Origin of the sequence: Winogradskyella eximia, assembly GCF_003386165.1 — a bacterium.
GTDB classification, from domain to species: Bacteria; Bacteroidota; Bacteroidia; order Flavobacteriales; family Flavobacteriaceae; genus Winogradskyella; species Winogradskyella eximia.
Genome location: NZ_QRDV01000006.1, coordinates 252,529 through 272,773 on the forward strand (window position 1 = coordinate 252,529; position 20,245 = coordinate 272,773).

Consider the following 20,245-nt stretch of genomic DNA (forward strand, 5'->3'; position numbering starts at 1 on the left):
ACAAAAATTAGAGAACACCTTTTTAGTTTGATTTTATAAGCTCTAAATTTTCTTTTAAATCCTCATTGTCGGAGTGTATTTTTAGAGCGTCTTCTAGTACTTTTATGGCTTCCGTTTTATAACCCGAAATACCAAGTGTATTGGCTAAACTCATGAATGTTCTTGGTTGCTCTGGGAATAATTTAGTATTCAAAGTAAATACGGCAATGGCCTCATCTATTCTGTTAGTTCCATATAAAATACGACCATATGTATTTAACCCATACATGCTTGGAACTTCATTTTTAAACGTTTTTAATAGTTTTTTTTGTTTGCGCTTTAAGCCTTTTGCTCCTTTTTTCTTTAGAATATTGTCAGCAGCAGTTACAATTTGATAATTAGATTTGTAATCATTTTTCGTAATTACATTCTGAATATCTTCTTCGAAAGTACCAATAGGATGTTCAACAATACGGTTCACCTCTTTGCCATCTTTATAAAAGATAACAGTTGGTACTCTGTGAATGTTTAATCCGGCTTCTTCATGTTGAGGGCTTTGTTTGTACATGTTAGGTTTTCTGCTTAACGCAACAACCGTTAATTGATTCATTGGGAATTCGCAAGCTTCTAAAACCTTATATAGTTTTGGTACTTCTTGTTTACTGTCTCCACACCAAGTACCCATAAATAGTGTTATTGTATAATTTTTTAATTCTGAAGATATAGAATTTATAAGATTATTGTTGGGTTGATAGTCTTCATGATTTTTAGTAAACCAAGATTTGTAATTCTCACTTAATAAACCGTTTTTATCGATTTTTCCGAGTAAAAAAGGTGTTTCGCCTTCTTCTATAATTTCTTGATTGAGTTGCTGTGCATTGATTTGAGATGCAAAAAATATGGTAATTATGATGATAAAAATGTTCGTTTTCATTTTGATGAATTGATTAATTGATGAAAAAAGGATGTCATTTCAAATCCCTTTTACAAGATTCTAGAATGACAACTTATGTTATTTTGAAGCAACAATATGTCCTTTAATTTTCAAAACTTTATTACCACCTTCGGCATTAGACATAACGGTAACCGTTTTTGTAAAAGCACCTAATCTTTTGGTGTCGTATTTAATTTCTAATTCTCCTATACTTCCTGGTAAAATTGGCGCTTTTGAATAACTAGGAACTGTACAGCCACAAGTCGTTTTTACATCAGTGATTAATAAAGGAGCATCACCAGTATTGGTAAAGGTGAATAGTCGTTTGCCTTCGGAGTTTTGTGAAATGATTCCGTAGTCTATAACTTCAGTTTTAAATTTCATCACAGCAACTTTGGTGTCGTATTTTCCAAATTCAGTTGGTGCTGCACTAAAAAAACTTAGAGTTAAAACTAAAAGGATTGCAATGTTTAATGTTCGTTTCATAATAAATATTTTAAATGATTAATATGAAAGCAAACATCAAGTATTAAGATGTAAATTTTTAAAAATGGAGGTTGGAAATCGGTACTAGTACCTAGGTTGAATTTTGTAACTATTTGATAAATAGAGATTTTGCGTCGTCTCTAGATTGCACATTTAACTTCTTGTAAATGTTATTTGTGTGAGATTTTACTGTGCTTACACTTAAAAAAAGAGCTTCTGCAATGTCTTTATTGGTTTTATCCTCGAGTAAATGCTCTAAAACAACTTGTTCTTGTTTGGATAGTTTAGCTTTTAAATCTTCAATTTTAGAAGTGTTTCTCATCCAGAACTGATAAAGAAAAACTAGATTCAGTAAAACTGAAAATCCTAAGATAGAATAGAGGAGAATATTCCAATTGGATGCTGTTTCTCCATTTGATGCGGCCAACATATAACGATCCGCATTTAATTCGTTAGCATATTGTTTGGTATAAGGAGCGTTTGGATAGCTGCCTTCTAAACGTGTTTTTAAATTATTGTAGTAGTCATTTTTCTTTAGGTCTTCAACATAATAGCTATGTAAATCACTGCTTCTGTCAGATAAATAAGTATAGATATAAAGTTCCGCTAAAGGTTCATCTAAAGCTTCGCCAAAATATTGAAGGGTTTTAAACCACTTTTTATTGTTTAGTTTGCGATTTGCTTCACTTCTAAATTCACCATATGCAAAACGCATATCATTTTTTAATGAGTCTATTTTTACAAATGCATTAGCTTTAGGGTTATTAGATTCTACTCGGCAAAACACTTGGTTTCCAAAAGAAAAAGGCAATTTTAATGTATCTGTATTTTTAGCGATAAACAAAAGTGCTTCACTATCTGCACAATACCCATTAAAGTGATTAACATCTTGTTGAATGTCTGAGCAGCTATCAATATGAATGCGATAAATACGGTTTTCAGTATCTAGCATATTGCCTTTAAACTCAAAGTAACCTGTAGCATCAGCACTTGTTTTTGCAATAATTTGTTCAGAGTAAACACCAGTCATTTTTCGGTAATCTTCGACTATAGAAAGATATACGGCTCTATTTCCTTCTTCTGGGTTTGTATAACCTGAAAATGAATATTGAGCTTTACAAACCGAAGAAATAACTAAAAAGACGAAAAGAATTTTTATTCGCATAAAACGAAACTACATAATTTTATTTTGATTTCAATGCGTTGAATTCATAAAAAATGTAACATTTTATATCAAATCACGTCCTATAAATAGATCAAATCAATTTTAAAGATTTATTTAATTATTAAACAAAATATGAACTTCTGGCGTGTAATTCTTTCTATAATTTGTCCTCCTTTAGCTGTTTTAGATAAAGGTTGTGGCTCTATTCTCATTACTTTTTTATTGTGGCTTTGTGGTTGGGTACCAGGTGTTATCGCTGCATTGATTATATTGAACAATCCTGAACGATAAATTCTTATCTTTGCCTACCTAATTAACACATTATATATGAAAAAAATTATTCTATTATTCGCAATCGTTTGTTCTTTTACCAGTTGTAATGTTACTGAATCTATTGTTTTTGATGAAAATGGTTCTGGACAGTTTTTAGTCACTTATGAAATGGGTGAAGCAATGAAAGCCATGACGGCTGCTATGGGAGGAGAGGACTCTGATTCTGAAAAGAAAAAAGGAGGAGAGGTTATGGATACTACTATGGTTTTTGCTGATATAATGGAGACTTATAAGGATAGTATTGCGGCTTTACCTGAGGAAAAGCGCTTAGCTATGGAAGCTGTGAAAGACATGTTTATGAATATGAAAATGAACGAGGATGAGGGTGTTATGAATATGGGAATAGGGCTTAATTTCAATTCTATTGATGATTTAAAAAACATTAATGAAAAAATAAAAAAAGCACAAAGTTTAAATTCGCAAGGAGACCAAGTTGGTTCAATGAAAGAAAACTCACCACTAGGTAATTTCTTTGGTAGTGATGATAATAAAACAGGTTATATTCTTACTGAAAATAGTTTCTCTAGAGTGACTAAAATAGATGCTCCGGAAGCTGATGAAGAGGATGCAGTCGTAGAATTGTTTGATGAAACTAGTGAAAGTAATCAAGAGTTTATTGAATATTTTGAAAATGCTTTTTATACCGTAAAACTAACTTTTCCTAAAACGATTAAATCTGTTTCTGTTGAGGGTGCTGAATTTTCTAAGGATAGAAAAACAGTAACGTATAAAACAAATTGGATAGAATATCTTAAAAATCCAAAGTTATTGGATGTGAATGTTGAGTTTGTAAATGAATAAAACCATACAACTACAAGATCTAGGGAGTAAAGATTTTAAAGATACTTGGGATTACCAAGAGATACTTTTCAAGGCTATTTTAGATACTAAAATTAAGAATAGAAGAGAGGATGCAGGTTTAGAAACCGATAATCATTTTCTGTTTGTAGAGCATCCACATGTTTACACTTTAGGTAAAAGTGGAGATCTGTCTAATCTATTGCTTTCGGAAACACAATTGGTTGAGAAAGGAGCCAAATTTTATAAAATAAATAGAGGTGGTGATATTACTTATCATGGTCCTGGACAAATTGTTGGCTATCCTATTTTAGATTTAGATAATTTCTTTACCGACATACATAAATATTTACGTTTTTTAGAAGAAGTGATTATTCTCACTTTAGCAGAATATGGTTTAAAAACAGAGCGTAGTCCTGGTGAAACAGGTGTTTGGTTAGATGTTGGTACTCCATTTGCGCGTAAAATTTGTGCTATGGGAGTACGAGCGAGTCGTTGGGTAACCATGCATGGTTTTGCGTTAAATGTAAATGCAGATTTGGGTTATTTTGACCATATTATTCCTTGTGGTATTCGTGGCAAAGCAGTGACGACTTTAAATAATGAACTTGGTGTAGATGTGGTTGATGAAGCTGAAGTTAAAAAGATAATTTTAAAGCATTTTTCAGCTTTGTTTGAGGCTCAATTTGTGAAGTAGCTATACTTAATTTTTAGTTCTAATGATTTAGCAAGTTGTCTTTTTACGGAGTGATTATTTGCTTTTTTTTCTCTGTGTATATTTTCTTTTAGATCGGATTAAGCTATATCTCATATCGTCATAAAACAGACTTATTATTAGAATGAGCGCACCTAAGAGTAGCGTGTTTAATTTTAAGTTAATTCTAGAATAAAGAAACCCTCCAATTAATCCTCCAAGAAAGAAGAAACAAATAATAAAAACTCTCAGTTTAATAGTTGATTTTATGTGTTGTCTGTTTGGATGATGCTTAGGGAAGAATAGTTGTGATAATTCAATACCTAAATCGGTAAACAATCCTGTTAGATGCGTAGTTCTAACCACCGCATCTGAGATTTTTGTAACGAGAGAATTTTGAAGTCCCATTGCAAATAAAAGAGCACAAATAATGAAGTCTGGCTGTTTTATTTCAACCGTATTACCTAAGATGGCAATTGATGTTAAAATGAGACATTCAATTATTGTTGGGAAGACAAATACATTGAGTTTTTTATTTTCCCTGAATTTTTCAATGAGAAAACTTGAAAAAAATGAACCAAACAGAAAGGAAAAGATATAAAGAAAATAAACAGTGCCTTTCCAAAATTCAAAATTAGCAACATCACTTATAAAAAGAGCAAAATGACCAGTGACATTAGTTGTTAATTGGCTAAAAGCTAAAAAACCTGTAACGTTTACAATACCAGCTACAAAGGACAAAATGGTAGCAATGCGCAGATTGTGTTTTAATGTTCTGCTCTTACCTTGATGTCTAAACATTTTGTTTGCATTTAATGTATCAAATTACTCGCTATTTATACGCTTTACGATTCCTGAAACCTATTTTATTGGAGTTTTTAACCCGTTAATAATATTAAGTTTCGTCATTAAAAAACACTTTATAAAAGTGCATTTTTTTCTCTTCATCGTAACCGCGTTCTAAATATTCTGCAGAAGCGTCTGGTGCATCCACATCGAGTTTTATTTGAATATTAGTATCGAGTTTAATTTCGGTTTTAATCTTTTGTTTCTGTTTCTTTAAAGCAATTTCAGAAACATCAAATTGGTTTCTAATGAGGACTTTATGGTCGGTTTCGTAATTTTTTTTGTAGTCTTCAAAAAGTTGAATTTTATCTTCTTCGTCAAATACTTCCTCCTTAAAGGTGTCAATATTTACGATTTCATTTTCTTTAAAAAAGTCGACAGTTTTAGCTAAAAAGTTGCTTTGCTCTTGGCCTCCAAAATTGGGTTGAAGTACTTCTTTAGAAAACTCTCTACACAATTCAATACAGTTTTTAGTATGCTGATTGCTATCGTCTGGGTATCTTATGTTTAAGAAGCTTTTTATCCAATATTGTGTGTCGTAAGTATTGTTATCTACACTAAACACAATTTTACCTTCCATATCAGAGGTATTTAAGATTAAGCAGCCTTTATCAACTTTTTTTGCTTGAATCCCTTTTTGTACTAAAATATCGTAGTTATTATCTTCTAAATAGGTCTGAAAAAACTCTGTTTTATTTTCAATTTTAAAGATGCCAATAGCGTCTGTAAAATAGTCTTCGTATTGCACATTTTCAAAATGACAAATTAGTACATCTCCCGTTTTAATTTGAGCAGAATTACTTTGTTCAAATAAGTGAGTAACTATATGTTTAGAAAGGTCAACAAAATCGGCTTCTTCTTTAAATAATTGATCACTGTAAGTGTTGATTTCATTGAGTCCAACGTCACTATGGTGATGAAAACGGTAACTTTCTGCAACGCTTACAAATGGCTTTAGAAGATAAGGTAGCATTAGGTTGTATGTGGCTTCATCAAAATCTACAATAGCATCTGAAAAGGCATTTTTTGTGCCATTAAATTTATTACCAACTTTGTGAATTATACAGCTCTTTATTGAAGCTTTTTGTCTTTTAATCATGATGAAATTAAAGTCTAAATTATATTATGCAATACTACAAAACATAGGATCTATTTAAAGTTAAAATAGTGTTTAAATGTAATGCGTTTTTAATGCAGTTTGTAAACTACAATTGTTTTATCGTCGCTCTGCGTTATAAGTTCTAATCCTTTGTCATTATCTAGTTTTTCTAAAGTAGCACTAGAGGTGCCAAAAACTGGAAAGTTTGGGATGGATTTTGCTTGGCTATCAAATAGATATACCTTCTTTGATTGTAAATCTGTGGTGGTTACGTAAATTTTGTCATTCAGATAGAAAATTCTAGGTTCTGTATAGTCTCCATAGTCTAAATCTATGGTTCTAGATTTAATAATTAATCTATTTTCGTTTAAAGAGACTAATGTTTTACTAGTTGTAGTAATTTTATGTTTGTCTGAAAGATTCAGGTTTTTAGTGCTTAATTTTCCTTGTGTATCTACTTGAATAAGTTGTCCAAGTGTATTGGTCGTTGTAAACTTATTTTGGTATAAATAGATGTTGTTATTAGAAAATTGAATTTTGTCTTTTACGTTTATTCGGTTAGATCCTTGTCGGTTTAAAACTTCAAGATGTTCTCCAGCGCTAAAAACGATATAATCCTTTGTACCAATTCTGAAATGTTTGGGTTGAGAAGTTATATCAGAATCTTTGTTTTTATAGTTGAAACCACTAACGGTTTTTCCTTTAGCATTATACATAATAAGATTATTGCCTTGAGTAACAAGTAGTCTGTAATCTTTACGTTTATCGTAATCAAAAACTGAAAGCGGTTGCGTTATCGGATCTTTAAATTTTAAAGGAAAGGGGGATACGTCATTGCCATTTCTATCTAAAACATATAATCTATTTGGTGTGGCAAATGCTAATTGTAATCTGCCATTTTTATACATGTCTATCTGCTCTATTTGGCCCAAAATTTTACCATTTAGTTCTTTTTTCCATAGGATATTCCCTGAGCTAGAAATAAGATAAACCACATTGTTGACATCTTGTACTATAACATCATGAGATTTTGAAACATGGTTTTTAACTGTTTGCGGTGCGGTTAAAATCATCGCTTCAAGTGGAGATGTAAAGGTTTCTGTTACTGAATTAGAAGCTGCTCTCTTTTTAAATTTTTGAATGACTCCATTAATGTGTGTGTAATTATCTTCTGTTACAAATTGGACTGCATTGGCATTGTAGCCATTCATGGTTTTACCTAAAACTTGAGATAATCCTTTAGAATCTTTAAATATAAACAATGACGCTTCATCACTTAAATCGTCATTAATACTTTGAAAAGCATCAGAATTTGCCAAAGTATTATTGTTTAATGCATTGGTTAAGATTGACTTTAAGTCGTCTAAAGATGATGTGAAGACAATGAAGTCTTCAAAAATTGAAAAGTAATGAGCATTTTTAAAACTGATAAAAGGCTTTAGGTTAGACTCAAAAAAGTCAGGTGTATTAAATTCATAAATATCAATGTCTCTAAATGATTCTGCATGAGATTTATCTTCAATTGATTCTAAAATTAAATTTGTGTCTAACGAATGAAGCAGTAAAGCGTTGTCTATAAAAGCAATTTCGTTAGTTAAGTTTAGAAATGTTTTATTGCTTGTTGCTGTGCTGTCTACTAATACAGCGCTATTTCTACTAAATACCGAAAAGTCATCGTAAGTAATACTAATTAGAGAACTTGTGCCTAGCGGAGCTATTGAAGGAGTGTTTATTTTCTGGGGAATTGTGTTTTTAAAAGTGTCAAGGTAATTGGCACTTGAATCTTTAGATGTTAAAATACCATTGTAATTTAAACCTTTATCGGTGTAGTCTAAATCTAAAGTCGTAAAGTTTGAGTGGGTTTTATTTCCAATACTTGTAAATAGTAATTTTGAATAATTGGTGGTGTTAGACTTAAAAATAATAGAGGCTACAGATTTTCTATCTGTCGTTTCAATTAACTTACTGAGTTCTTCGTTTTCATTTTCTGGATCTAAGTTTTTTAAGAGTTCTAGATTGTTAGATCCGCAAAAAGTGTTTCCTAAAACAGTGTGATAAAAGGTATAATCGTTAATTTGAGTTTTGTTAATTTTAGAATCCTTTAAAGTTTCTGAAATATGATTAGGAACAGCATCAATTACAAATAAGGTGCTATCGTTTTCTGTGAGAATTAAATAATCGGTTTGAGTAGAATCTGAAAAACTGATGTAGATTTCTTCAGTAGTATGAAGTTGGTTTAAGACTTGAGATGCATTTTTTAACTCTTTTTGATATAAGCTGGATAGAATTTCATTATTATCTATGCTACTTATAAAATCATTCAACTCATTTATCTGAATAATAGCACTTGATTCCTGTGGAATAAATTTATAAGGCTGTTTGGTTTTATTGTAATCTTTTTGGCAAGCCGATAGAAGGGTGAATAAAATTGTAAAAAAACCAAGTCGCTTCATTAATTGAATATTTTAGAATACAAATATAAAAAGTTATATATCCAATTGGTATTGCTCAGGCAATAATCTAAATGATTTTCTGTGATATTTAGTAATTCCGTATTTTTTAATTGCTGCTCGGTGTTCTTTGGTTGGGTAGCCTTTGTTTTGTTTCCAATTGTACATTGGGAATTCTTCGTGGATGATTTCCATGAATTCGTCTCTATACGTCTTTGCTAATACAGAAGCAGCCGCTATACTTAAATATTTACTATCTCCTTTTACAATAGTGGAGTGCGGTATTGATTGGTAAGGCTTAAACCGATTACCATCTACTATAATATAATTAGGTATAGGGTTTAATTGAGAAATTGAGCCATGCATGGCTTTTATGGAAGCGTTTAAGATGTTAATGGTGTCTATTTCAGATTCAAATATATGTTGTACACCAAAAGATATGCATTCTTCTTCTATAATGGGTTTTAGTAAAAACCTCTTTTTCTCAGAAAGTTGCTTAGAGTCATTTAAAAAAATGTTTTTAAAATTTAGTGGTAAAATAACTGCCGCAGCTGTAACAGGGCCAGCTAGGCAACCTCTGCCAGCTTCGTCGGTACCACATTCTAAATTGAAGGAAGAAAACTGAATTTTTAGAGCCAAAATGTTAAATTTTGAACAAAGTTAAAATTTTAACGCAACCCTTTTGCAGTTTTTGCATCTTAATAATGAGTTACATGCCTAAAACATTATATAAAATGAATTGAACGGTTTGTTGACAAATCCGCAAAAGCATTAACATATTTTTGGCAAAAACGCTTGGTTATTTAATATTTAATTAAGATGTTTGCAAATAGACTAACTCAAATAATTGTTTTATGAAATTAAAATTAACATGGTTATTAACGCTTTTTATGGCGTTCGTGATGCAGTTTTCTTTTGCACAAGAGAAAAAAACTGTCACAGGTACAGTTACAACCGCTTCGGATGAATTACCTCTTCCGGGAGCTAGTGTAATTGTAAAAGGAACTTCTAAAGGTCAACAAACAGATTTTGATGGTAAATATTCCATTCAGGTTAATGTTGGTGATGTTTTAGTAATTTCTTATGTAGGTATGTCACCTGCTGAAATTAAAATAGGTGCTTCAAACACTTATAATGTAGCATTGGAAGATGGTAACACTCTTGATGAGGTAGTTATTGTTGCATACGGTGAGCAGAAGAAAGAATCTGTACTTGGTGCTGTTTCTACAGTTGGAGCTAAAGATATTGAGCAAGTGCCTATCGGTTCTTTTGATCAAATTCTTAAAGGTCAATCACCAGGTTTACATATATCTTCTGGTTCAGGACAACCTGGTACTAGTGCTAAGGTAAGAATTAGAGGTACACACTCAATTAATGGAGGTTCAGATCCTTTATATATTTTAGATGGTGTGCCAATTACTGCGAATGATTTTGCGACATTAAACGCAAATGATTTTGAGAATATTACTGTATTAAAAGATGCAGCTTCTACTTCTATTTATGGATCTAGAGGTAGTAGTGGTGTAATTTTAATTACATCTAAAAGAGGTACTTCTGGAAAATCTAGAGTAAAGTATTCTACACAATATGGTATATCTGAAATCGGACAACTACGTTTCGAGATGATGACAGGTAGTGAGAAAATGATTTTTGAAAACTGGCAAACACCAGGGAAATGGACTGATGAGGATATCGCAACTGCTCCTAATACTGATTGGAGTGATATATTTTTCAGAACTGGTATTACACAAACTCATGATTTTTCTGTTACCGGAGGGAATGATAAAACTCAATTTTTTACTTCTGTAGGTATATATGATCAAGAAGGTATTGGTCTTAGATCAGATCTTCAGAGATTTACTGCGAGATTAAATTTAGATCACAAAGTTTCTGATAGATTTAAAGTTGGTGTTAGTACATCGATTGGTTATTCTAAATCTAACTTTATTAGTAGTGAAAATGGAATTAACTTAAATAACCCTTTTGCTGCTGTTTACTTATCAAATCCTTATGATTTACCTTATAATGAAGATGGCTCTTATAATACAGGAGGTGTTTTAATTGGAGGTAATGCTTTAGAGAATTTAGAAACTAACGTTAGTAAGCGTGCTGATTTAAAATTAAACATTAGCGGTAACGCAAGTTTAGAGATTGTAAAGAATGTAACGGCAAGAGTAAGTCTTGGTGTTGATTATAGAGATAGAAAATCAGAAACTGGTGCTTCTCCTGATACATATTTTGGTCAAAATGCTGGTTTTACTGGTGATCAAGGTGGATATAGTTTTACGAATTCTTATATTGCTAACATTAATGCACTTACAAGTTTAATGTATAGCAATGTTTTTAGTGATGTTCATAACGTAGATGTTGCGGCACACGTTGAATATTATAAATATCATGCTAAGAGTGGTACTTTTTCTGGATTTGGAATTGATCCAAAGAGACTTGGTTATGCTTCAGGTATAACTGCTGGTACAGATACTAATGGTTTTATTCCAGAAGTTGGTGGTGGAGTTACACAGAGAGGTCTTTTAGGTATTTTTGCTAATGCTAAATATAATTACGATAGTAAATATTTTGCTGAATTTACAATACGTAGAGATGCATCTTCAAGATTTTCTGAAGCTAATAAATGGGGTACGTTCTATGCAGTTGCAGCTGGATGGGCTTTACATAATGAAGATTTCTTAACAGCAGATTGGATAGATAATCTTAAATTAAGAGCAAGTATTGGTACTACTGGTAATCAGTTAGGTATTGCTGATTTTCAAGATGAGGGTACTTATGGTACGGCTTCTTACAACGGAATTGCAGGTATTTCTGTAGCTTCTATTGGGAATAACCAATTGAAATGGGAAGAGTCTGAGAAATTTAACGTTGGTGTTGATTATGGATTGTTTAAGAATAGATTAAGAGGTAGTCTTGATTACTATATTGAAAGTATTTCGGATTTATTTATTGATCAACGTCTTTCTGGTACATCTGGTTTTACATCTATTGATTCTAATGTTGGTAAGATGCAAAATAAAGGTGTCGATGGACAAATTACAGGTACTGTATTACAGAAAAAAGATTTTTCTTGGAGTTTAAATTTTAATTTCAATTACAATAAAAATGAAATTACTGATTTAGGTCAAGTTGATGAATATGAATTGGGTACATCTATTGTTCGAGAAGGTTTAGCTTTCGGATCTCATTATGCTGTAGGTTGGGCTGGAGTTAATCCTGCTAACGGACAAGCATTGTATTTAGATGGTGATGGTAATATAACTGACGTATTTAGTGATGAGAATGCATTAGCTAAATGGGGAAGTTATGAACCAACTTGGACTGGTGGTTTCGGAACTCAAATTAACTATAAAGGATTCAATGTTTCTGCTCAATTTACATGGGTAAATGATTATTACAGATATAATAACCAAACATTCTTCCAAGAAAATCCAAATTTTTCTAACTTTAATTTATCTACGGCAATGTTAGATATATGGAGAACACCTGGTCAGATTACTGATATAGCTGGTTTTGGAAATAATAGAGAATTTAGTTCTGCTGATATTGAAGATGCTTCGTATATGAGATTAACTAATGTTACAATTGGTTATACTGTAGATCCTGAAGTTTTAGAAAATATCAATTTGTTCTCAGGAATTAGAGTATATGTTCAAGGTCAGAACCTTTACACATGGACGAACTTCGGAGGTTTTGATCCTGAAGATGATAACAATATTGCAGGATATGAGTATCCAACGCCTAGAACTATTACGTTTGGTGTAGATTTAAACTTTTAAAATAAATGAAAATGAAAATAAAAAATAACATACTAGGTTTTAGTAAAAAACTAGGTTCAAGTTTAGTTTTACTAATGTTATCTCTATCTCTTTTTACTAGTTGTGAGGATGCTTACAATATTGGTCCAGATGATGAAATAACTGAAAGTAATGCAATTACAAGCTTAACAGATTTTAGAGATGGTGTAATAGGGGTGTATGCTTTTATGCCTGCTAACAGTGCTATTTCTTGGAACTCATGGTTTACTGATGAGTTACAATTACCTTCATCTAATAACGGACAAGGGGTGCAAGTGCATACTTGGTCTATCACGACTTCTGATGCAACTGTATTGTCGCTATATAATAGCTACTTTTCAGTAATTAATAAAGCTAACCGTATTTTAGAAGCTGCAGGTAATTTTACTGTAGATGCTGAAGATGAAGCTGAATTTAATAGATTAAAAGGTGAACTTTATGCAATAAGAGCATGGGCTCATTTTAAATCATTAACTTATTTTAGTACATCTTATACAAATGATGATGCTTTAGCGGTTCCTTATCTTGATTATGTTGTGGTTTTAGAAAAGCCTCTAAGAAACACGGTTGGTGAAGTTTTTCAAGGAATTGAAAATGATTTAACTTTAGCAAAGGATTTAATTCCTGCTACTTTTAATGATAATACATTCCTTTCTTTGGATGCAATTACAGCTTTAGAAGCTAGAATGGCATTATATCGCGAAGATTTTCCTACAGCAATTGCTAAATCTACTATATTGATAGATAAGTACAATTTGACTGATACAGCAAGTTTTCCTTCAATTTGGACGGATAATGAAGATGCAGAAAACATTTTTAAATTAGCTAGAGTTGTTGGCGATGATGCTATTGGTCAAATTTACAATGCGAATTCTGCACTTACATACTGGTTAGCTTCAGAGAAATTATTTAACTCTTATGATGCTAATGATATTCGATTAAATCTTATTGATAATACAACTAGAGTGATTAATAAATATCCTGGTAATGTAGCGGCAGTTGGTTTAAATCATATTAAAGAATTCCGTATTTCTGAGCAATATTTAATCAGAGCAGAAGCTTATGCAAGATCTACACAACTTGTTTTGGCTGCTGATGATTATAATGAATTAAGAATGAATAGAATCTCAGGATACACGCCAGAGAGTTTCTCTAATGTGGTTGTTGCAATGTCTAGTATCTTAGATGAACGTTATAGAGAGCTTGCTTTTGAAGGACATAGATTTTTAGATTTAAAGAGAACTGGTACTGATTTAGTTAGAGAAAATAACGATTGTTCAATACTTAATGCAGATGCTTGTACTCTTCAAAATAGTAGTTATCTATTTACATTACCTATTCCTCAAGATGAAAGATTTGTAAATCCTGATATCACTCAAAATCCTGTATATTAAAACACACACAATTATGAAAACGAAATATTTATTTTTATTACTTATAACTGTTTTATTATCTTCTTGTGAGGATATTGAAACGTCAGATTTAGGGCTAAATAGTGCTTGGTTACAATTTGAAAACAGTGCTGACAACATGTCTGAGGGTGAGGCGTCAATGCAAGTGCCAATTCTTTATTCATCTAATAAGAATACGGATGGTGTAGATGTGAGCTTTACTTATACTGCTACAGTGCCAAGTGGTTTTACTGTATTGCCAGCTAATGGTATTGTTAATATTCCTGCAGGTGAGTTTGTTGGTTATATTACTGTAATACCAGAAGATGACTCAATTGCGTCAGATGATATTATTATTACTTTCTCGATAGAAGGAAATACTGCTGCACCTTTAGGTATTGCAGGTCAAGGTATTTATAATATAACTTCAGATTTTACTATCATTGAAGATGATTGTCCTATTGCTATTGATGATTTTGTTGGTACATATTCTGTTGATGATGTTTTTACATCTGGAACAAATGAAGGACTTACTTTAGCAGGTGCTTTTGGTGAATCTTACCAAATGGAGGCATCATTAGTTGCTGGTGATGTAACTGGTACTAAACTTATGTTTAATAATTCACCTGGTTTTAATACTTATTTTAATGATGGTACAGTTGTAACATTTATTACTTGTACTAAAGAGGTGATATTTGATGATGGTTTCCCATTATTAGCTGAGTGGAATGTATTTGAATATTCTGCATCTTCTTATAGTGATGATACTAAGAGTATTACATGTACTGGTGATTTCCAAAATTTTGGTCCTTTTAGATTTACAATAACTAAACTATAAAATAATAATATGAAGAATTATATAAAATTATCTAAAAGTTATTTGAATATACTTGCTGTGATCCTATTAGTGTTCACTACAGCTTGTAATACTGATGATGCTTTTACATATGATGTACCACCTCAAGAGGCTACAGCTTTAATTAACGATGTTAGCTTTGTTGTATCTAGTGAGTCGGCTTGTAGAACTGATATTAGTATCTCTTCTTCAGAATTTACTAATACTATTTACTATATGTTTTTGAGTGCAGACGCTGACGCACCTGATTCTCAAACAATATTTGATGATGGTACTGCAGTTGTACCTGTAAATGGTGCTGCTAGTATTACATCTGGAAATTTGAATCCTTCAACAGATTATAAAGCTTATTTTATAACTCTAAATAATGATGGTGTAAGATCTGCAAAAGTGAGTGAGTACAACTATTCAACTCCAGAATTTGCTTTAAATTTATCATCTAGTTATGTAGGTACTTCTGTTTTTGTTCCTAATGGAGCCAGTCAAGAAGGTTATGCTGTTAACGCAACACCTGTTGCAGGAATGGATAATACTTATGATCTTGACGTTAGTTGGGGTGATGAATTAATAGGAATTGTTTGTGGTGGTTGTGTTAATCCTGGTGATTTCCCTGGACCATTAAGATTTTCTATTGATCCTGTAACTTATGATATTACTGTTCTTTCTGGTGGTGAACCAGCAGGTCAAGGATATCTTATAGATATAGCTTATGTTATTTCTGGATCAGGAACTTATGATATTTGTGAAGATGTTATTAGTTTAGATTTATTAGATGAAAGTTTATTTGGTGAAAGTATAACGGTAGTGTTGCAATAGTCACTTATAATATTTTTTAAAACCTCACTTTTATAAAGTGAGGTTTTTTTTGTTCTATACTTTTAAAATCTAATATATGATGGTCCTTGGTTTTTATGAGTAAACTCTATTTTTTTATTATTTATTTATCCTAACTTTTTATTACCTTTACTAAAAAAAGAAGATTGTTTTAGTTGCATTTATTCAAAAATGTAAAAATGCTTGCTATTAAAGAAAAATTTATATTATGAAGAAAATCTATTTTATAGTTGTTTGCTTATTATCTTTTAATACTTATTCTCAGAATAAGTTAGAAGTTGAAAAAATTCTAAGAGAAACTAATATAAGTGAATTAACTAAAATCAGTCAGTACGCGGCAGAGCAACAAAAAATTAACGACAGTATTATAGATGTATTTGTTAAGGCCAACAATATACCAAGGATAATTAAAGATGGTAATAAGGTTATGCAAATTAGAAAAATTGTTGATAATAAGGCTGTTTATATATCTACGGACAATATAGGTGGTGCTAGAACCAGTAGAACAAATTTTGTAAAGCCAGGAGGTGACCTCGGATTAAATTTAACTGGTGAATCTATGTATATTGGTGTTTGGGATGGTGGTTCAGCTAGAACTACTCATACGGAATTTAGGGTTTTTGGAGGTGGATCTAGAATTGTGGCACCAGATATTAATTCATCTTTAGGTATTAATAATCATGCGACGCACGTTACTGGTACTATTGGTGCATCTGGTGTAAATCCAAGTGCTTTAGGTATGAGCCCAAAATCAGATATTGTTTCTTATGATTGGAATGGTGATAATGGTGAAGTAATTAATGAAATTACATCTAATGGTTTGTTAATATCAAACCATTCTTACGGTATTCCTGTAGATGGTCAGCCTGCATCTACAATGGGTACTTATGACGGTAATGCAAGATTATGGGATCAAATTGCTTTTAGTGCACCGTATTATTTACAAGTAGTATCTGCAGGTAATGATGGTTTAGAAAGTTATACTGGTGGAACAGCTAATGGTTATGATAAGCTGGTTGGAGAAAAAAACAGTAAAAACAATCTTATAGTTGCTAATGCTAATAACCCAATTATTAGTACTGACGGTAATGGAAATTTAGTGAGTATAAACATTAATTCGGGTAGTAGTCAAGGACCTTCTGATGATGGTAGAATTAAACCAGATATTACTGCAGATGGTACTCAGGTTTTTTCAACTTATAGTGCTGATGATAGTGCTTACGGACAGCTTTCGGGAACGTCTATGTCTTCGCCTACTGTTGCTGGTAGTTTGCTTTTAATGCAAGAGTATTATAATCAGTTAAATTCTAGCTTTATGAAATCTGCTACATTAAAAGGTTTAGCTTGCCATACTGCTGATGATGATTTTATTAATATTGGACCAGATCCTATCTATGGATGGGGATTGTTGAATATAAAAAAAATGGCAGAAGCAATTATTGGTGCTAGCAATGGTACAGCTATAGTTACAGAAGAAAATTTAAATAGTGGTGGTACGTTTTCTTATACGTTTAACTCAACAGGTTCAAGCCCAATAATAGCTACTATATGCTGGACGGATCCAGCAGGTACCGATAGATCAGGTATAGTAAATGATGCAACTCCTGTTTTAGTTAACGATTTAGATATTAGAATTACAGATGGTACTAATATCTACATGCCATGGAAATTAAACAGTGCAAATGTTACTCAGTCTGCGACTAAAGGAGATAACGTTGTTGATAATGTTGAAAGAATCAATATAAGTACCGGTTCTGCTGGTAGTTTTACATTAACAGTAACTCATAAGCAACCATTTTTAATAAATGGAGTACAACCATTCTCTTTAATTTTAACAGGAGCGGATTTGGTTTTAAATAATGCAGAGTTTAAACAAGATAATTTTGCGATATGGCCAAATCCTAATAATGGAGAGTTTAATATTCGTTTCGATTCTAACATAGATAATAATAACGACGTTAAAATAGATATTTATGATGTTAGCGGAAGACTAGTATTTAAAAATAGTTATGCTAATGATGCTGTTCAATTTAATACAACTATAGAATTAAATGGAGTAGCTTCAGGTGTTTATATTGCAAATATAACTCAGGGTACTAATACTACATCTCATAAAATAATCATTGAATAAAGTAAAACGCTTATTCAGTTATTAGAATAAAAAAGACCAACATTATTAACTGTTGGTCTTTTTTATGTTAAGTAAATTGTAATTTTATATACATAAACAATATTTTATAGTTTTCTTTGTTCGATAATCATATAGTCTTAAATGTACATAAAATATTTTCTCATATTTATCTTTTTGTCTTTTTCAATAAGTCTCTTTGCTCAAGCAAAACTTACTAGCAAGTCACTAACAAATAGACAACAATCTATATCAAACGATTCTTTACCGACAAATCGTTCAAAAGGGTTTAAGAATATTGCTACAATAGATATGTATAAACAATTTAATAGCGAATTAGATTCCATATCAGTTGATACAACCTTATCCTTAAATAAAGATTTAAAATTTAATTATCTTCAAAAAGACAATTTTGGTTTAATGCCATTTGCTAATATTGGACAAACATATAATACATTAAGTTTTAATGCGTCAGATAATCTATCCGTTCCTCAATTTGGAGCAAGAGCGCGTCATTTTAATTATTTGGAGCATGAGGATATTAATTTTTATGAAGTTCCAACACCATGGACGCGCTTAACTTATAAAACAGCATTTGATCAAGGACAATTATTAGATGCTTTTTTTACAGTTAATTTATCTAAACAATTTAATTTCTCTATAGCATATAAAGGACTTCGTTCATTAGGGAAGTATCAAAATGCATTAACGAGTTCTGGTAATTTTCGCTTCAGTTCTAATTATCATACAAAAGATAAACGTTATAGTGCTAAGGGATATATTGTAATGCAAGATTTATTAAACCAGGAAAACGGTGGAATTACAACTGAAGATATAGAAAATTTCACATCTGGGAATAAAGAATTTTTAGATAGGTCTGTTTTTGATCCAAATTTTGAAGATGCTGAGAATATATTAGAAGGTAAGCGATTTTATTTTGAGCATTCTTACAGAATAACTACTGAAAAGGATTCATCAAATAATAAACTGGCAATAGTCAATAAGATTTCATTCGAAGATAAGTATTATCAATATGACCAACAATCGAATTCAACTGATTTTTTTGGTGATGCCTTTACTAATAGTATTAAAGATAAAGTAACATTAGAAAATTTTAAGACGTCCTTTGGTGTCAATTATTCGAATAAATTATTAGGACAAATAGGATTAGCTTTAAACTATACCGATTTAAATTATGGTTATAATAGTGTAGTGTTATTTCAAAATCAGCAGAGTATACCAAATAGAATTAAATCCAACTTCTTTGGCTTAGAGGGATTCTATTCAAAGACATATAAGGTTTTTAATATTTCTGGTAAAGGTAGTATAAATCTATCGGACACATTTGTTGGAAGTTTTCTAGATGGATCAATTAATCTTAAGCTAAATAAAGATATATCACTATCAGGTGGTGTATCAATTAATTCTAGACTTGCGAATTATAATTACTTATTATATCAAAGTGATTATATTAATTATAATTGGTACAATTTTGATAATTTCAAAAATATAAACACACAACAATTAAAGTTCAGTATACAATCTCAAAAGTTTGTTAACGCATATCTTGATATATCAAATATTGATAATTATACTTATTTTAATTTAGAGGAAACTATAGATGAAGTTAATATTATTAAGCCTAAACAATATAGTAAACCACTTCAATACTTAAGGCTAAAGATTCAAAAGGAATTCAAATTTGGTAATTTTGCTTTAGACAATACAATTATGTATCAAAATGTCGTTGGTGATGATGCAGTTATTAATGTTCCTGAATTCATTACTCGTAATACGCTATATTATACAAATTATGTATTTAAAAGATCTATGAGGTTACAAACAGGAGTAACGTTAAACTACTTTTCAAAATATAATATGAATGGTTATGATTCCTTGTTGGCAGAATTTTATACACAAAATGAAACTGAATTAGGTAATTTTCCTAGATTAGATTTCTTTATTAATGCTAAAGTAAGACAAACTCGTATTTTCTTAAAGGCAGAACACTTCAACTCTTCATTTACAGGTTACGATTATTTCTCGGCACCGAACCAGCCATATAGAGACTTTATTATTCGTTTTGGTTTAGTCTGGGATTTCTTTCTTTAAGTTGACTTTCTCTAATTCCTTTACCAAATCACCAATATGTATTTGAATAATCTGGATGTTCCATATAATATACTGATAGAGTAGGTGTCATTACAACTCAAAAGCGATAGTTTTTACTGCAGTTATTAGATTAAGATTTTTAAAAACTGTATATATTATCATGTAGTATAGTTTTATTAATAGTAGATTAATTTAAGATTATCGAAAAAGCATATTTTATCTACCTGTTTTAAAGTGTATTACAAAAAAGATTAAAATAAAAGTAAAAAAGGTGTTGTGGGATAAGAAAAGGGTTTTATATTTGCACCCCGAAACAAAAACATTTAGTTGCGTT

16 protein-coding genes are annotated in these 20,245 nt (G+C 31.1%); 9 read left to right on the forward strand and 7 right to left on the reverse strand.

The features are described from left to right. Positions 1 to 22: 22 nt before the first annotated feature. The 3 genes from DFQ10_RS13630 to DFQ10_RS13640 form a co-directional block, all read right to left on the reverse strand. A complete protein-coding gene (locus DFQ10_RS13630) occupies positions 23 to 913 on the reverse strand; it encodes a thioredoxin family protein (protein WP_115817982.1) in 891 nt (296 codons plus the stop codon). Between the two features lie 78 nt (positions 914 to 991). After that, positions 992 to 1,399: a DUF1573 domain-containing protein gene (locus tag DFQ10_RS13635; protein WP_115817983.1), complete on the reverse strand. Its 408-nt coding sequence runs from the start codon at positions 1,397 to 1,399 to the stop codon at positions 992 to 994. Positions 1,400 to 1,508: 109 nt separating this feature from the next. Then, entirely contained in the window at positions 1,509 to 2,564 is a 1,056-nt protein-coding gene (locus tag DFQ10_RS13640) for a response regulator transcription factor (protein ID WP_115817984.1), read from the reverse strand. A 132-nt stretch (positions 2,565 to 2,696) separates the two neighbouring features. Here DFQ10_RS13640 and DFQ10_RS13645 point away from each other — a divergent pair, with 132 nt between their 5' ends. Genes DFQ10_RS13645 through lipB form a run of 3 tightly spaced genes read left to right on the forward strand, consistent with a single transcriptional unit; the run spans position 2,697 to position 4,392 of the window. After that, on the forward strand, positions 2,697 to 2,855 hold the full coding sequence (locus DFQ10_RS13645) for a YqaE/Pmp3 family membrane protein (protein ID WP_115817985.1): 159 nt from the start codon (positions 2,697 to 2,699) through the stop codon (positions 2,853 to 2,855). Positions 2,856 to 2,891: 36 nt separating this feature from the next. Continuing rightward, entirely contained in the window at positions 2,892 to 3,698 is an 807-nt protein-coding gene (locus DFQ10_RS13650; RefSeq protein ID WP_115817986.1) for a hypothetical protein, read from the forward strand. After that, a complete protein-coding gene (lipB, locus tag DFQ10_RS13655; protein WP_115817987.1) occupies positions 3,691 to 4,392 on the forward strand; it encodes a lipoyl(octanoyl) transferase LipB in 702 nt (233 codons plus the stop codon). Before DFQ10_RS13650 ends, lipB begins: the two co-directional genes overlap by 8 nt. Before the next feature lie 54 nt (positions 4,393 to 4,446). Here lipB and DFQ10_RS13660 read toward each other — a convergent pair whose 3' ends face one another. From DFQ10_RS13660 to DFQ10_RS13675, 4 genes are all read right to left on the reverse strand, one after another. Continuing rightward, positions 4,447 to 5,190: a YoaK family protein gene (locus DFQ10_RS13660; RefSeq protein WP_115817988.1), complete on the reverse strand. Its 744-nt coding sequence runs from the start codon at positions 5,188 to 5,190 to the stop codon at positions 4,447 to 4,449. A gap of 94 nt (positions 5,191 to 5,284) precedes the next feature. Next, a complete protein-coding gene (locus DFQ10_RS13665; protein WP_115817989.1) occupies positions 5,285 to 6,334 on the reverse strand; it encodes a nucleoid-associated protein in 1,050 nt (349 codons plus the stop codon). An 89-nt stretch (positions 6,335 to 6,423) separates the two neighbouring features. Beyond that, a complete protein-coding gene (locus DFQ10_RS13670) occupies positions 6,424 to 8,787 on the reverse strand; it encodes a ribonuclease HII (protein ID WP_115817990.1) in 2,364 nt (787 codons plus the stop codon). A gap of 33 nt (positions 8,788 to 8,820) precedes the next feature. Beyond that, on the reverse strand, positions 8,821 to 9,423 hold the full coding sequence (locus DFQ10_RS13675) for a ribonuclease HII (protein ID WP_115817991.1): 603 nt from the start codon (positions 9,421 to 9,423) through the stop codon (positions 8,821 to 8,823). Positions 9,424 to 9,638: 215 nt separating this feature from the next. On the opposite strand from DFQ10_RS13675, the gene DFQ10_RS13680 reads away from it, so the two are divergent. The 6 genes from DFQ10_RS13680 (at position 9,639) to DFQ10_RS13705 (ending at position 19,911) form a co-directional block, all read left to right on the forward strand. After that, entirely contained in the window at positions 9,639 to 12,572 is a 2,934-nt protein-coding gene (locus tag DFQ10_RS13680) for a SusC/RagA family TonB-linked outer membrane protein (RefSeq protein ID WP_115817992.1), read from the forward strand. Between the two features lie 11 nt (positions 12,573 to 12,583). Continuing rightward, positions 12,584 to 13,984: a RagB/SusD family nutrient uptake outer membrane protein gene (locus DFQ10_RS13685; RefSeq protein WP_181897639.1), complete on the forward strand. Its 1,401-nt coding sequence runs from the start codon at positions 12,584 to 12,586 to the stop codon at positions 13,982 to 13,984. A gap of 13 nt (positions 13,985 to 13,997) precedes the next feature. Further along, positions 13,998 to 14,819 carry a hypothetical protein gene (locus tag DFQ10_RS13690; RefSeq protein WP_115817994.1) on the forward strand — a complete coding sequence of 274 codons (822 nt, stop codon included), beginning with the start codon at positions 13,998 to 14,000 and terminating at the stop codon, positions 14,817 to 14,819. Positions 14,820 to 14,828: 9 nt separating this feature from the next. Further along, positions 14,829 to 15,653, forward strand: coding sequence for a hypothetical protein (locus tag DFQ10_RS13695; RefSeq protein ID WP_115817995.1), 825 nt, complete (start codon positions 14,829 to 14,831; stop codon positions 15,651 to 15,653). Positions 15,654 to 15,879: 226 nt separating this feature from the next. After that, complete coding sequence (locus tag DFQ10_RS13700) at positions 15,880 to 17,802, forward strand: S8 family serine peptidase (protein WP_115817996.1); 1,923 nt, start codon at positions 15,880 to 15,882, stop codon at positions 17,800 to 17,802. A gap of 174 nt (positions 17,803 to 17,976) precedes the next feature. Beyond that, positions 17,977 to 19,911 (forward strand): putative porin, encoded by a 1,935-nt coding sequence (locus tag DFQ10_RS13705; RefSeq protein WP_245940717.1) that lies wholly within the window; start codon positions 17,977 to 17,979, stop codon positions 19,909 to 19,911. Positions 19,912 to 20,245 lie beyond the last annotated feature (334 nt).